At 69.9% G+C, this 13,314-nt stretch carries 12 protein-coding genes; 10 read left to right on the top strand and 2 right to left on the bottom strand.

Features of this window, described 5'->3' with window-relative positions; all coding sequences use genetic code 11:
- Window positions 1–11 precede the first annotated feature (11 nt).
- Entirely contained in the window at window positions 12–1,460 is a 1,449-nt protein-coding gene (locus ROP_RS04680) for a PLP-dependent aminotransferase family protein (RefSeq protein WP_012688192.1), read from the bottom strand.
- A 77-nt stretch (window positions 1,461–1,537) separates the two neighbouring features.
- Here ROP_RS04680 and ROP_RS04675 point away from each other — a divergent pair, with 77 nt between their 5' ends.
- The 8 genes from ROP_RS04675 to ROP_RS04640 all read left to right on the top strand — a co-directional run bounded on the left by ROP_RS04675 (window position 1,538) and on the right by ROP_RS04640 (window position 11,174).
- Window positions 1,538–2,167 (top strand): pyridoxamine 5'-phosphate oxidase family protein, encoded by a 630-nt coding sequence (locus tag ROP_RS04675; protein WP_043826261.1) that lies wholly within the window; start codon window positions 1,538–1,540, stop codon window positions 2,165–2,167.
- 241 nt (window positions 2,168–2,408) lie between these two features.
- Complete coding sequence (locus tag ROP_RS04670; protein WP_005561976.1) at window positions 2,409–2,507, top strand: potassium-transporting ATPase subunit F; 99 nt, start codon at window positions 2,409–2,411, stop codon at window positions 2,505–2,507.
- On the top strand, window positions 2,507–4,192 hold the full coding sequence (kdpA, locus tag ROP_RS04665; protein WP_012688190.1) for a potassium-transporting ATPase subunit KdpA: 1,686 nt from the start codon (window positions 2,507–2,509) through the stop codon (window positions 4,190–4,192). Before ROP_RS04670 ends, kdpA begins: the two co-directional genes overlap by 1 nt.
- Window positions 4,189–6,291 carry a potassium-transporting ATPase subunit KdpB gene (kdpB, locus tag ROP_RS04660; protein WP_012688189.1) on the top strand — a complete coding sequence of 701 codons (2,103 nt, stop codon included), beginning with the start codon at window positions 4,189–4,191 and terminating at the stop codon, window positions 6,289–6,291. Before kdpA ends, kdpB begins: the two co-directional genes overlap by 4 nt.
- A gap of 6 nt (window positions 6,292–6,297) precedes the next feature.
- Complete coding sequence (locus ROP_RS04655; protein ID WP_012688188.1) at window positions 6,298–6,948, top strand: potassium-transporting ATPase subunit C; 651 nt, start codon at window positions 6,298–6,300, stop codon at window positions 6,946–6,948.
- A 7-nt stretch (window positions 6,949–6,955) separates the two neighbouring features.
- Window positions 6,956–9,493: a sensor histidine kinase gene (locus ROP_RS04650; RefSeq protein WP_043824227.1), complete on the top strand. Its 2,538-nt coding sequence runs from the start codon at window positions 6,956–6,958 to the stop codon at window positions 9,491–9,493.
- Window positions 9,490–10,170: a response regulator gene (locus ROP_RS04645; protein ID WP_012688186.1), complete on the top strand. Its 681-nt coding sequence runs from the start codon at window positions 9,490–9,492 to the stop codon at window positions 10,168–10,170. The genes ROP_RS04650 and ROP_RS04645 overlap by 4 nt, the downstream gene beginning before the upstream one ends.
- 26 nt (window positions 10,171–10,196) lie before the next feature.
- Window positions 10,197–11,174: an iron-siderophore ABC transporter substrate-binding protein gene (locus ROP_RS04640; protein WP_012688185.1), complete on the top strand. Its 978-nt coding sequence runs from the start codon at window positions 10,197–10,199 to the stop codon at window positions 11,172–11,174.
- 3 nt (window positions 11,175–11,177) lie between these two features.
- On the opposite strand, the gene ROP_RS04635 is transcribed toward ROP_RS04640, so the two are convergent.
- A complete protein-coding gene (locus tag ROP_RS04635; RefSeq protein WP_012688184.1) occupies window positions 11,178–11,810 on the bottom strand; it encodes a pyridoxamine 5'-phosphate oxidase family protein in 633 nt (210 codons plus the stop codon).
- Between the two features lie 231 nt (window positions 11,811–12,041).
- Between ROP_RS04635 and ROP_RS04630 the strand changes: the two genes are divergently transcribed.
- Together ROP_RS04630 and ROP_RS04625 are read left to right on the top strand one after the other, a co-directional pair.
- Window positions 12,042–12,248, top strand: coding sequence for a DUF1905 domain-containing protein (locus tag ROP_RS04630; protein WP_012688183.1), 207 nt, complete (start codon window positions 12,042–12,044; stop codon window positions 12,246–12,248).
- A 98-nt stretch (window positions 12,249–12,346) separates the two neighbouring features.
- Complete coding sequence (locus ROP_RS04625) at window positions 12,347–13,303, top strand: alpha/beta fold hydrolase (RefSeq protein WP_043824222.1); 957 nt, start codon at window positions 12,347–12,349, stop codon at window positions 13,301–13,303.
- Window positions 13,304–13,314: the final 11 nt, after the last annotated feature.

Below are 13,314 nucleotides of genomic sequence, written 5' to 3'. Positions count from 1 at the left end.
AACGAACAGTATCAGCGAAGGTGCCGGCGGACCACCTCCCCGATCGCTCCGGCGGCCCCGCTGGCCTGGGACTCGGGCAGCCGGGCGTAACCGCAGACCAGTCCCCGGGGTCCGCTCGATGTGGTGCGGTAGTCGGCGAGGCTCGGCACCGTCACCCCGTGGTCCTGCAGGTCTGCGGAGAGGGCGACGTCGTCGACCGAGCGCGGCAGCGTCAGGACGACGTGGAGACCGGCTTCGATGCCGGCGATTCCGACTCCGTCCGTGCTCACCGCCGACAGCTGCTGCTGCAGGGCGGCGACGAACGCCGACCGGCGGGCCGCGTACGTGCGGGAGGCGCGGGCGAGGTGCCGCGACAGCGCACCGGAGTCGATGAAATGCGCCAGCGCGAGCGCCGTGATCGCGCAGCAGGCCTCACCCGTCGTGTCCAGCGCCCGGACGATCCCCGGCCGCAGCGCCGGAGGGGCGATCACCCACGCCACCCGGATCGCGGGAGTCAGGATCTTCGATGCGGTGCCCACGTAGGCCACGCACTCGGAGCCGCGGTCGATGCTGCGCAGGGCAGGCAACGCCGAGACGTCGTAGCGGAACTCGCCGTCGTAGTCGTCCTCGATGATCAGCGTTCCGGACGCCGCGGCGTCGGCGACGAGCCGGGCCCTGCGGCCCACCGGCATCCGGGCACCCATCGGATACTGATGGGCCGGCGTGCAGTAGGCCGCCGCGTCGGTGCCGCGCAGCAGTGCGGGATCGAGGCCGTCGTCGTCCACGGGCACGTGGCGTGTCCGCGCGTCCGCGGCCCCCAGAACCAGGCGGGCCCGGGTGTAGCCGGGCTCCTCGAACACCACGTCGCGGCCGATCAGCCCGGCCGCGGCGACGAGGGTCCGGAGCGCGGAGCCCACTCCCGGAACGACGACGAGTTCGTCGGGCCGCGCCGCGATCCCCCGGGTGCGGCGCAGATGCCCCGCGAGGGCGCGCCGCAACTCCGGGTGCCCGTCGGGGCCGGGAACATCGGACGTCACCGGGGCGGCCGCGGCCGACCGCCACGCCCGGCGCCAGTCGGCGGTGGAGATCAGGCCGGGGTCGGGGTGACCCGGGGTGAGATCCCACAGGGCCTCCGGGTTCGCGGGGGCGTGCGGCGGTACCCGCTCCGACCTGCGTGTGACCGGGTGCGAGGCGACGTGGGCGCGGGCCGCCACGTCGGCGCCCGGTGCGATCCGGGTGCCGGAACCGGCGCGGGCGTTCGCGTATCCGGAGGAGCAGAGTTCGTCGTACGCGTCGACCACCGACGCCCGCGCGACCGTCAGGTGGTGGGCCAGCGCCCGTGTTGAGGGCAGCGGGTCGCCGGGCCGGAGGCGGCCCCCTCGGATCTCGTCGAGAATCGACTCCGCGATGCGGTGCCGAAGCGGTGCGTCGGTGTCGGGGAGCCGCAACGTCAGGTGCAGTTCGGGGCTGATCCGGGGCATGGACCCACAATACTGGTCTGCCGATATTTCCCATTGTGGATCTGGAAGCCGAACCACATTCGGGTGAGGATGGTCTCGTGGACAAGATCAAGAGATACCCGGACCGTGCCCGAACCGAGCGAGCGCAACTCGACGCCGTTCTCGACGCCGCGCCGATGGGCACCCTCGCCACCGTCGTCGACGGCCAGCCCTGGGCCGTGCCGATGCTGTACGCCCGCGACGGCGACAGGATCCTGCTGCACGGTTCCACCGGTGCCGGTGCACTGCGGCAGGTGGCGGCGGGCGCGCCCGCGGTGCTGTGCGTCGCGATGCTCGACGGAATCGTCGTCGCGGACACGCTGTTCGACTCGTCCGCCAACTACCGTTCCGCGGTCGTCCGCGGCAACCTCGTGACGCTGAACGCGGACGAATCCGCCGGCGCCCTGGACGCGCTGTCGGACGTGCTGATCCCCGGTCGCAGCAGCGAGGTCCGGGGACACCGGCGCAAGGAACTCGCCGCAACGCTGGCCCTCGCCCTCCCGATCACGCCGGGCCAGTGGACCGTCAAGGTGCGGGACGCGCCGCCGGGCGAACCCGCCGAAGTGAGCAGTGCCTGGGCCGGCGTCGTCCCCGTGCGGTCGGTCGCCGGTGATCCCGTCCCGGCGCCCTGGGTGGCGACCGGCACACCGGTGCCCGCGTCGGTGTCGCGGCTGACCCGGACCGCGTAAGGAAAGCGTCAAGAGCCGGGGAAGTCCCGTAAGCGCTTCGTCAGCGAGTCCTCTGGCGCCCGGATCCGGCGCGATGCTGGCATGACACCCCGCAACCGTGGGGTGTCATGCCTGCGCTGAACCGCAGGATCAGTACGAAGAAGGATCCTCACATGGCCGATGTGGCCTACGTCGCGCTCGTGCTCGGCGGATTCGCCTGTTGCGCGCTCGTTCTCCGTGCCCTGCAGTCCGGACGCGTGAAATGACGGGCGCCGGAATACTCGCGGTCGCGCTCGTCGCGATCGCCGCCGCACTCGTCGTGTACCTCCTGATCGCGCTCATCGACCCGGAGCGCTTCTGATGACGCCTGCCCTGGCGGCCGGACTGCAGGTCGTCTTCGTCCTCGCGGTACTCGCGGTCGCGTACGTGCCGGTGGGCGACTACATGGCGCGCGTGTACGAATCACGCCGTCACCTGCGGGTCGAATCCGTCCTGTACCGCCTGTGCCGCATCGACCCCCACGCCGAGCAGACCTGGTACGGCTACGCGGGCAGCGTGCTGGGATTCTCCGCGGCGAGTGTGCTCTTCCTCTACGCCCTGCAGCGCATCCAGGGAGTGCTGCCGCTGTCCGGGGACCTCTCCGGGGTCAGTCCCGCGGTGGCGTTCAACACGGCCGTGTCGTTCGTGACGAACACCAACTGGCAGTCGTACGCGCCCGAGACCACGATGAGCAACCTGACCCAGCCGGTCGGGCTCGCCGTGCAGAACTTCGTGTCCGCCGCGGTGGGCATGGCCGTCGCAGTGGCGCTGATCCGGGGGTTCGTCCGGGTGTCGCGCGGCGGTGAGATCGGCAACTTCTGGGTGGACCTCACCCGGGGCAGCCTGCGGATTCTGCTGCCGTTCTCCTTCGTCATCGCACTGATCCTGCTGAGCCAGGGTGTGATCCAGTCCTTCCATCCGGGTTTCGCGTCCACCGGTCTGGACGGCAACTCCGTCACCAACGCACTGGCGCCCGTCGCCTCGCAGGAAGCGATCAAGGAACTCGGCACCAACGGCGGCGGGATCCTCGCCGCCAATTCGGCGCACCCGTTCGAGAACCCGACCCCGGTCAGCAACATCGTCGAGATCCTCGCGATCCTGCTGATCCCGGTGTCCCTGACCCGCACGTTCGGCACCATGGTCGGTGAACGCAAACAGGGCCTGACGCTGCTCGCCGTGATGGGCATCCTGTGGGGATCGCTCCTCGCGGTCACGCTCGCCGCGGAGTCCGGTCGGCGCGGTGTCGCCGCGACCGCCGCGGGCGCGATGATGGAGGGCAAGGAGGTTCGTTTCGGAATCCCCGGTACGGCACTGTTCGCCGTGAGCACCACCGGAACGTCCACGGGCGCGGTGAATTCGGCGCACGACAGCCTCTCGCCCCTCGGCGGCGGAGCCGTCCTGCTCAACATGCTGCTCGGGGAGATCGCGCCCGGCGGTGTCGGCACCGGGCTCTACGGAATTCTCGTCCTCGCCCTGATCGCTGTCTTCGTCGGCGGACTCCTCGTCGGCCGCACACCCGAATACCTCGGCAAGAAGCTGCGGCAGCGGGAGATCACGCTCGCCGCCCTGTCCGTGCTGGTGATGCCGGCGCTCGTCCTGATCGGGACCGGAATCACCGTGATCCTGTCCTCGACCACCGGTTACCAGGGCAACAGCGGCGACCCCGGAAGTCCCGGATCCATCCACGGATTCTCGGAGGTGCTGTACGCGTTCGCGTCGGCCTCGAACAACAACGGCAGTGCGTTCGGCGGGCTGACGGTGACGAGCGACTGGTTCCAGACCGCTCTCGGCCTGTGCATGCTGTTCGGCCGGTTCCTGCCGATCATCTTCGTCCTCGCGCTCGCCGGATCCCTGGCGTCGCAGAAGAAGACGGCCGCAGGCACCGGAACCCTGCCGACGGCGGGCCCGATGTTCACCGGGCTCCTCACCGGCACCGTCGTGCTCGTCGCGGCGTTGACATTCTTCCCGGCCCTCGCGCTGGGACCGATCGCGGAGGCTCTGCAGTGAGTGTGAACGTGACCAGTCGTCCGGAGAACGAGGCGGCCACGGCGTCCGAGGCCGGCCACGACCCGGCGCCAGTGAAGGCGGGAATCTTCAGCCCCGCCCAGCTGGTGACGGCGCTACCGGGCGCCGTGCGCAAACTCGACCCCCGGCACCTCGCCCGCAACCCGGTGATGTTCGTCGTGTTCGTCGGCTCCGTCGTCACCACCGTCATGGCCGTCGCCGACCCGTCGGTGTTCTCCTGGGCTGTCGTCGCCTGGCTGTGGTTCACCGTGCTGTTCGCGAATCTGGCCGAGTCGGTCGCGGAGGGGCGGGGCAAGGCCCAGGCGGCGAGCCTGCGGAAGGTGAAGCAGGACACGGTCGCCCACCGGATCACGGCGAGTGGCCGGGTGGAGTCGGTGGCGGGTACCGACCTGACCGTCGGTGACCGGGTCGTCGTCGAGGCGGGGGAGGTGATACCCGGCGACGGCGACGTCGTCGACGGCATTGCGACCGTGGACGAGTCGGCCATCACCGGCGAGTCGGCGCCCGTCGTCCGCGAATCCGGCGGCGACCGGTGCGCCGTCACCGGTGGCACGACCGTGCTGTCCGACCGGATCGTCGTGCGTATCACCGCGGCCCCCGGACAGTCGTTCGTGGATCGGATGATCGCCCTCGTGGAGGGGGCGGCGCGGCAGAAGACGCCGAACGAAATCGCGCTGAACATCCTGTTGGCGTCGCTGACGATCATCTTCCTGCTGGCTGTCGTCGCGATCGGTCCGATGGGTCTGTATGCGGGCCAGGAGCAGGATCCGATCAAGCTGATCGCGCTGCTGGTGTGCCTGATCCCCACCACGATCGGGGCGCTGCTGTCGGCCATCGGCATCGCCGGGATGGATCGGCTGGTGCAGCGGAACGTCCTGGCGATGTCGGGGCGGGCGGTGGAGGCCGCGGGCGACATCGACACACTGCTGATGGACAAGACCGGCACCATCACGTTCGGCAACCGGCAGGCCACGGCCGTGTATCCCGCACCGGGGGTTTCCGCGATCGAGTTGGCTACGGCCGCACGGTTGTCCAGTCTCGCGGACGGCACCCCCGAGGGGCGCAGCATCGTGGACCTGTGCGCCCGGGACTTCGGGTTGGACCCGGCACCGTCCGAGGCGGAGCGAGCGGCGGAGTTCGTGCCGTTCACGGCGCAGACCCGGATGAGCGGACTCGACATCGACGGCGCCCGGATCCGCAAGGGCGCGAGCGACGCCGTGCTGACCTGGGTGCAGGCGCTCGGCGGGCACGCGGCGTCCGCCGTCACCGACAGTGTGAACCAGATCGCGCAGGCCGGGGGAACACCGTTGGTGGTCGCCGCCGTCAACGGAGACGCAGCGACGGTGCTCGGCGTGATCGCGCTGTCGGACGTGGTGAAGCCGGGCATCGCCGAGAGGTTCGCGGAACTGCGGGCCATGGGGATTCGCACGGTGATGATCACCGGCGACAACCCGTTGACGGCGAAGGCCATCGCGGCCGAGGCCGGAGTCGACGACTTCATGGCCGAGGCGACACCCGAGGACAAGCTCGCGCTGATCCGGCAGGAACAGGAGGGCGGCCGGCTCGTCGCGATGACCGGGGACGGCACCAACGACGCCCCGGCGCTGGCCCAGGCGGATGTCGGGGTGGCGATGAACACCGGCACGTCGGCGGCGAAGGAAGCCGGGAACATGGTGGATCTCGATTCGGACCCCACCAAGCTCATCGAGGTGGTGGAGATCGGCAAGCAGCTGCTCATCACGCGCGGTGCGCTCACCACGTTCTCGCTCGCCAACGACCTGGCCAAGTACTTCGCGATTCTCCCCGCCCTGTTCAGCGGCATCTACCCGCAGCTGGACACGCTGAACATCATGCGGCTGGCCACCCCGGAATCGGCCATCCTGTCGGCGGTGATCTTCAACGCCGTCGTGATCGTCGCGCTGATCCCGTTGTCGCTGAAAGGTGTTCGCTACCGTCCGTCGTCGGCGTCCACGCTGCTGGGCCGCAACCTCCTGATCTACGGCCTCGGCGGCGTGATCACGCCGTTCGCCGGTATCTGGCTCATCGACCTCGTCGTTCGTCTCGTTCCCGGAATTGGGTGATCCCGCATGCGATTTCTCATCGGTCTGTTGCGGCAGACCTGGGCCGGACTACTCGTCCTGCTCGCACTTACAGCAATCCTCGGTGTGCTCTATCCCGCCGCCGTGTGGGGGGTGAGCAGGATCGGCGCCGGAGCGGCCGAGGGGTCTCCGGTGCGCGACACCACCGGGTGCGTCGTCGGGAGCCGGTGGGTCGGTGTCGACCCGCAGGTGTCGGCGGGGGAGCCGGATCCGTTCTTCCACAACCGCGTCACCGGGTCGGTGGCCGAACTGGATCCGTTCGCGCCGGGCGACCCCGCCACCGCCCTGCCCACCAACCAGGGGCCGAGCAGCGAGATCCTGGCGACGTTCATCGCCGACCGGCGGGCGGCGATCGCCACCCGGGAAGGGGTGGACGCCGGGGACGTTCCGGCCGACGCGGTCACCGGATCCGGCTCGGGCATCGACCCGCACATCAGCCCCGCGTATGCGGCGTTGCAGGTGCCGAGGGTGGCGGCGGAGAACGGCCTCAGCGAGACCCGGGTCCGGCAACTGGTCGACGAGAACACCGAGGGAAGGCAACTCGGTTTCCTCGGTGAGGACCGGGTGAACGTCCTCGAACTGAATCTGGCCCTCGGCCTGACCGCACCTGAGTGCACGGCCCCGGCCGCTGGTGGATGATGGCGAGGTGAGTGGTCCCAAACCGGACGTCGAGCGCCGGGACGTCGAACACCGACGCGGTGAACTGCGCATCTACCTCGGTGCCGCACCGGGCGTCGGCAAGACGTTCGCGATGCTCGGTGAGGCGCACCGCCGCCGGGAGCGGGGGTGCGACGTGGTCGCGGCCGTGGTGGAGACCCACGGCCGCGACCGCACGGCGGCGCAGCTCGGCGACCTCGAACTGATTCCGCCCAAGCTGATCGCCTACCGGGGCACGCTCGGCCGGGAACTCGACGTCGATGCGGTGCTCGCCCGCAGGCCTGCATTGGTCCTCGTCGACGAACTCGCGCACACGAACACGCCGGGCAGCGTCCACGAGAAACGCTGGCAGGACGTGGAGATACTCCTCGCCGCGGGGATCGACGTCCTCTCGACGCTCAACGTCCAGCACCTCGAAAGCCTCAACGACGTGGTCCAGCGGATCACCGGCGTGGTGCAGCAGGAAACGGTTCCCGACGAGGTGGTGCGCGCCGCCACCCAGGTCGAACTGGTCGACATCACGCCGGAGGCTCTGCGCCGCAGGCTGTCCCACGGCAACATCTACGCCGCGGACAAAGTCGACGCGGCGCTGAGCAACTATTTCCGGAAGGGGAACCTCACCGCACTCCGCGAACTCGCCCTGCTGTGGGTGGCCGACCAGGTGGATGCCGCCCTCGCGAAATATCGTGCGGAGAACAAGATCACCGACACGTGGGAGGCCCGGGAACGGGTGGTGGTCGCGGTGACGGGTGGACCAGAATCGGAGACACTCGTCCGGCGTGCAGGCCGGATCGCGTCGAGGTCCAGCGCGGAGCTGATCGTGGTGCACGTGGTGCGCGGCGACGGCCTCGCCGGCGTCTCGGCCCCGGAGATGGGCAAGGTGCGGACGCTCGCCACGAGTATCGGGGCGAGCCTGCACAGCGTCGTCGGCGACGACGTCCCGACCACGCTCCTCGATTTCGCCCGGTCCGCGAACGCCACCCAGTTGGTGCTGGGCACGTCGAGGCGCTCGAGGTGGGCGCGGATCTTCGACGAGGGAATCGGTGCGAGCGTGCTGCACCAGTCGGGATCGATCGACGTGCACATGGTCACGCACAGCGAATCCCACCGGCTGAGGCGGTTGTCGCCGGTGGGGTCGCGGTCCCGCACGGTGATCGCCTGGGTCGCCGCGGTTCTCGTGCCGTCGGTGGCGACGCTGGTGATGATGGCCGTCGACCGGTGGCTCGGGCTGGTCGGCGAGGGCGCCCTGTTCTTCATCGTGGTGCTGCTCGTCTCCCTGCTCGGCGGTGTCGCCCCCGCAGCGTTCTCCGCGCTGATCTCGGGGCTGTTCCTCAACTACTTCTTCACCCCGCCGGTGCGGAGCTTCACCATCGCCGAGCCGGACAACTTCATCACCACCGTCGTGCTGCTCGTGGTCGCCGTCGCGGTCGCGGTGCTGGTCGACGCGGCCGCCAAGCGTTCGCGGGAGGCCAGGCGGGCGTCGCAGGAGGCGGAGTTGCTGGCGCTGTTCGCCGGATCGGTGCTGCGGGGGGCCGATCTCGGCACGCTGCTCGAGAAGGTGCGTGAGACCTACGGTCAGGAGTCGGTGAGTGTCCTGCACCGGGACCACGGCCTCGTCGGGTCGGTCGGGCCGCGTCCACCGGAGCGCGTCGAGGACGCCGACACGGTCTGCGAGGTAGGGGAGGGGGAGTACGCGCTCGCGCTCCGCGGCAGTGAACTGCACGCCCGGGACCGCCGCGTGCTGCTCGCCGTCGCGAACCAGGCCGTGGGGATGATCCGCCAGACGGAACTCACCCGGGAGGCGGGACAGGCGCAGGCGCTGGCCGAGGCCGACCGGTTGCGGCGGTCACTGCTGTCCGCCGTCAGCCACGACCTCCGGACGCCGCTGGCCGCGGTCAAGGCCGCGGCGTCCAGCCTGCGCAGCGACGACGTCGCGTTCTCCCCGGAGGACACCGCCGAACTGCTCGCGACCATCGAGGAATCGGCCGACGTCCTGACCTCGCTCGTCGGCAACCTGCTCGACTCGTCCCGCCTCGCGGCGGGAGTCGTGACCCCGACGCTGCGGCCCGTCTACCTCGACGAGGTGGTGCACCGGGCGCTGGTGGGGCTGGGAATCGGCGGCCGGACCGGGACCCGGGCCCGGGAACGGGTGGAGGTCGACGTCGGAACGGTCGCGGCGATGGCGGATTCGGGTCTGCTCGAGCGGGTGCTCGCGAATCTGATCGACAACGCACTCCGCTACGGTGAGGACTCCGTGATCCGGGTCGGCGCCGCGGCGGTCGGCGACCGCGCCGTCGTCACCGTCGCCGACACGGGGCCGGGAGTTCCGCGGGGGCGGGCGGAGGAGATGTTCGCCCCGTTCCAGCGACTGGGGGACCGCGACACGACCACGGGCGTCGGGCTCGGGCTCTCCGTCGTCCGCGGATTCGTCGACGCGATGGGCGGCACCATCAGCGCCACCGACACCCCCGGCGGTGGGCTGACGATGGTGGTGGAACTGGCCGGCGCGGGAGGGGAGCAACCATGACGAGAATCCTCGTCGTCGACGACGAACCGCAGATTCTCCGCGCCCTGCGGATCAACCTCAGTGTGCGCGGATACGACGTCGTGACGGCCGCATCCGGGGCGGCTGCGCTGCGCGCCGCGGCCGAGCGACCGCCCGACGTGATCGTGCTCGACCTCGGGTTGCCCGACATGGACGGGACCGAGGTGCTCGCGGGCCTGCGCGGGTGGTGCCCGGCGCCGGTGATCGTGCTGTCGGCGCGCACCGATTCCGCGGACAAGGTGGACGCCCTCGACGCGGGCGCCGACGACTACGTCACCAAGCCGTTCGGGATGGACGAGTTCCTGGCCCGCGTGCGGGCCGCGGCCCGCCGGGCGACGACGGCCGTCGACACGAGCGAGCCTGTGGTGGAGACGGACTCGTTCACCGTCGACCTGGCGGCGAAGACGGTGCGGCGGGCGGGGGCCGAGGTGCACCTGACACCGACCGAGTGGGGGATGCTCGAGATGCTGGTGCGCAACAAGGGCAAGCTGGTGGGGCAGAAGGAACTGCTGCGCGAGGTGTGGGGTCCGGCGTATGCCACCGAGACCCACTACCTGCGGGTGTATCTGGCGCAGTTGCGGCGCAAGCTCGAGGACGACCCGTCGCACCCGCGGCACCTCATCACCGAGGCGGGGATGGGGTACCGGTTCCAGGTGTGAGATCGCATATTGGTTAGCCTTGCCTCATGAGGATGAGAAGTCTCGTGTCGGTGTCTCTTCTGGTCCTGGCGCTGGCCGGCTGCGGCAGCGGCGGCGGGGAAGAATCGGAACCGGCGGCGGGCGCCGGCGACGCCGCCTTCCCGGCAGTGGTCGCCACGAAGTTCGGCGACGTCACGGTCGCGTCGAAACCCGAGCGCGTGGTCGCGATCGGCTGGGGTGACGCCGAAACCGCGCTCGCGCTCGGTGTCGAACCCGTCGGCGCCAGCGACTGGGTCGCCTTCGGCGGCGACGGCGTCGGACCGTGGGCGGAGGGGAAGTACACCACGCCGCCGACGATCATCGGAACCCTCGAGCCGTCGTACGAGCAGATCGCGGCGCTCGCACCGGACGTCATCCTCGACACGAAGAGCGCCGGTGACGCGGAACGGTACGACCACCTGTCGCAGATCGCCCCGACGATCGCGCTGCCGGACGGCGCCGACAACTACAAGACGCCGATCGAGAGCCAGGTGTCGATGGTCGCGACCGCCCTCGGGGTGCCGGAGAAGGGTGACGCGCTGCTCGCCGACATCGACCGGCGGTTCACGGACGCCGCGGCGGCCCACCCCGAATTCGCGGGGAAGGCGATCACCGTCGGTGCCTACTCGGGAACGGGGTGGGGCGCCTACACCGCCGACACCGAGCGGCTTCAGTTCATGAAGAAACTCGGATTCGTCAGCAACCCGGCGGTGGACGCGCAGCCGGCGGTGAAGTTCTCGGTTCCGGTGTCGGAGGAGAATCTCGACGTGATGGACGCGGACATGGTGGTCATCTTCCCGATCGGCAGGCCCGCCGCCGACGCCGCGAACCGGCCGCTGTTCCAGGCGATCCCCGCGGTGCGCGACGGACGGTACCTCGTGTTCGACGATCAGGCCGTCTCCAAGGCGTACTCGACGAATTCGGTGCTGTCGCTGCAGTACGCACTCGACACCGTCGTGCCGCTGGTGTCCGAGCGGCTGCGGTGACGCTCAGTAGAGCAACGTCCGATAGTGCTCCTGCCTGCGGGGCGTAGCCGGGTCGTGTTCCAACTCGTGCTGCTCGGCGTGCATTTCCCGCAGCGACGGGATCTCGCCGGGATCGGGCCACGACTCCGGATCCCACATCCGTGACCGGAGTATCGCCCGGGCGCAGTGCGTGTAGACCTCGTCGATCCGCACCACGACACCGAGGTTGGCCGGTTTGCCGTTGATCGACATCGACTGCAGCAGTTCGGGATCGACGGTCAGGGTGGCGGTGCCGTTGACGCGCACCACCTCGTCGATCCCGGGCACCACGAACAGGACGCCCACGTGCGGGTTCCCGAGGATGTTGCGGTACGAATCGGCGCGCCGATTGCCGGGGCGGTCCGGGAGCACCAGGGTCCGGTCGTCGAGGAAGATCGCCTTCGGGGTGAGGTCTCCGCGCGGCGAGCAGTCGCAGTGACCGTTCTCGTCGGCGGTCGCGAGGACGAAGAACCGCGCCTCGGAGATGAAGCGGCGGATCAGGGGCATCGTGTGATCGGTGTGCTTGGTGGCGATCGACGGGTGCGGAGCGCCCAGGACCTGTTCGAGTTCCTCGAGAGAGGTGATCGTGTGCTCCGGCGAGGGGGCGTGCGCTGCCACTGAGGTGTTCCGTTCGTCGAGGGCGGTTCGAGTTAGGCTACCCTTCGCGGCGTTCGGGCGTTGCGAGGCCCGCTGGCTCACGACCGATGATTCCGGCCTGCTCCGGGAGTCCTACCTTCGACCGCAGCCTCACACTCGACCGGAGGAGCCACGCATGCCCGCACACGAAAACCCGCAACCACTCGAGCACACCTTCACGGCGCCCAGAAGGACGGGGCGTTCGCGACGTACGTGACCGTGCCGGACCCCCGAACTTCTCGGAACGAGGCGGCCGGTGAGGTCGGCGGAACGATCGACGGCCATCCGTTCAATGCCACCCTGATGCCCTCGGGTGAAGGTCGACACTGGCTTCCCCTGAAGATCGCATTGTGCAAGCTGATCGGTAAGGACGGTGCCGGAGCGGAGGTGACGGTGCACCTCGAGCAGCGTTTCAGCTGACGCCGGGCGGCATCCGGAGTTTGATCCGGGGAGAGCGGGGTACGGATCACCTGGAAGCGATCTGCGTTTCCGGACGGGTTTCGAGGTGCGTCGTGCCGATGTGGCCGCGGTTGTCGGGATGGCTCCCCACTCTGGGGGTCGTGGTGCTCGTTGCCGCGTGCGGAGCGAGCGACGACGGCAACATGAGCGGGAATTTCGCCGGCACCGTCGACATCGGAGAGGGCCGGAACATCTATCTCGAGTGTGCGGGCACAGGCACACCGACCGTCGTGTTCGTGTCCGGTCTCCGGTTCGGTGCCGATCAGTGGACGACGACGGCCGACCCGGCGAGCACCTCCTCCTTCGACGGAGTCGCCGAGTTCACCCGAGTCTGCTCGTACGACCGGCCGGGAGTCGTGTTGGGCGGGGACGCATTGAGCCGCAGCGACCCGGTCCCGCAGCCGATCACCACCGTGGACGCGGTCGCCGACCTCCAGTCGCTGCTGGGCGCCACGGGCGAGGCCCGCCCCGGCCCCTACGTGCTGGCCGCCCACTCCTACGGCGGTCAGATCGCGAGACTCTTCGCCGGCACCCATCCCGACGAGGTGGCGGGCATGGTGCTGATCGACGCGCAGTCGGAGGAGTTGCAGACCCTACTGCCCCCGGAGCAGTTCGAGGAGTTCCTGCGGCTCAACACCCCGCAGCAGGACAGTCTCGACGAGTACCCGGACCTCGAGCGTGTCGACTTCGTCCGCAGCTTCGACGAGATCCGCGCCGCCGAACCGATCCGGCCCCAGCCGCTCGTCGTCCTCTCCGCCGACCGGTCGGTGGCGCCACAGATCGCGGAGGGCGTTGCGAACGGAAGCCTCCCCGCCGACATCGATCCCGGCTACGGGCCGGCCCTCGACGCCGTGCAGCCGGAGGCGCAGGCGGATCTGGCGCAACTCGTCCCGGGTGCCACGCATGTCACGAACACGAACAGCGGCCACAACATCAACATCGAGCAGCCGCAACTCGTCATCGACGGAGTCCGCGACGTCGTCGACGCCGTGCGCGACGGGCGCACCGCGCCCTGACCGTCGCACGC

It is taken from the genome of Rhodococcus opacus B4 (assembly GCF_000010805.1).
In the GTDB taxonomy this organism is placed as follows: Bacteria; Actinomycetota; Actinomycetes; order Mycobacteriales; family Mycobacteriaceae; genus Rhodococcus_F; species Rhodococcus_F opacus_C.
This window is presented reverse-complemented; position numbering and strand designations above follow the sequence as displayed.

What these genes read in the sequence shown, in the direction of transcription:
- ROP_RS04680 (WP_012688192.1), bottom strand. Translation starts at nt 1,460, where the DNA reads ATGCCCCGGATCAGCCCCGAACTGCACCTGACGTTGCGGCTCCCCGAC.
- ROP_RS04670 (WP_005561976.1), top strand. Translation starts at nt 2,409, where the DNA reads ATGACGGGCGCCGGAATACTCGCGGTCGCGCTCGTCGCGATCGCCGCC.
- kdpA (WP_012688190.1), top strand. Translation starts at nt 2,507, where the DNA reads ATGACGCCTGCCCTGGCGGCCGGACTGCAGGTCGTCTTCGTCCTCGCG.
- ROP_RS04655 (WP_012688188.1), top strand. Translation starts at nt 6,298, where the DNA reads ATGCGATTTCTCATCGGTCTGTTGCGGCAGACCTGGGCCGGACTACTC.
- ROP_RS04645 (WP_012688186.1), top strand. Translation starts at nt 9,490, where the DNA reads ATGACGAGAATCCTCGTCGTCGACGACGAACCGCAGATTCTCCGCGCC.
- ROP_RS04640 (WP_012688185.1), top strand. Translation starts at nt 10,197, where the DNA reads ATGAGGATGAGAAGTCTCGTGTCGGTGTCTCTTCTGGTCCTGGCGCTG.
- ROP_RS04625 (WP_043824222.1), top strand. Translation starts at nt 12,347, where the DNA reads ATGTGGCCGCGGTTGTCGGGATGGCTCCCCACTCTGGGGGTCGTGGTG.